Here is a 413-nt window from a genome sequence, read left to right as displayed (position 1 = left end):
GGCGTTCAGCGTCACGCTCTCCGTCTTCAGCACCCGGTCGCCGCTTGCGTCCTTCAGCTTCAGAATATCCGCTTCCGGATCAAGCTGGACCATGTACGAGCCCCACCCGCTGTCGTTCGAGCGGAAGACAAGCGACACCACGCCGCTGTCCTGAAGCAGGGTGACGTCCGCTTCGTAGCTGAAATCCTCTCCCTGCTCGGCGGACAGCGCGAAGCCGTTCTCCGCCGACGACAGTTTGAGTCCATCCGGCGTCTCTTCGATAGTTCCCTTGTCCTTCGCCGTCCAGCCGCCCAGATTGCTGTTCACCGTTCCCGGCTTCGTGTCGGTATCAATGACTTCCATGTGAATATTCTGGAACACGGCCGCGCTGTTCCAGACATGCATCCCAAAATACCCGCCGGTATAGGCGGGAT

At 59.8% G+C, this 413-nt stretch carries 1 pseudogene; it reads right to left on the bottom strand.

Annotated features, from left to right (window positions below):
* A pseudogene (locus L692_RS30005) lies at positions 1–384 on the bottom strand (hypothetical protein); the annotation flags it as partial.
* Between the last annotated feature and the right edge of the window lie 29 nt (positions 385–413).

Source organism: Paenibacillus forsythiae T98, assembly GCF_000520735.1.
GTDB lineage: Bacteria > Bacillota > Bacilli > Paenibacillales > Paenibacillaceae > Paenibacillus_AQ > Paenibacillus_AQ forsythiae.
This window is presented reverse-complemented; position numbering and strand designations above follow the sequence as displayed.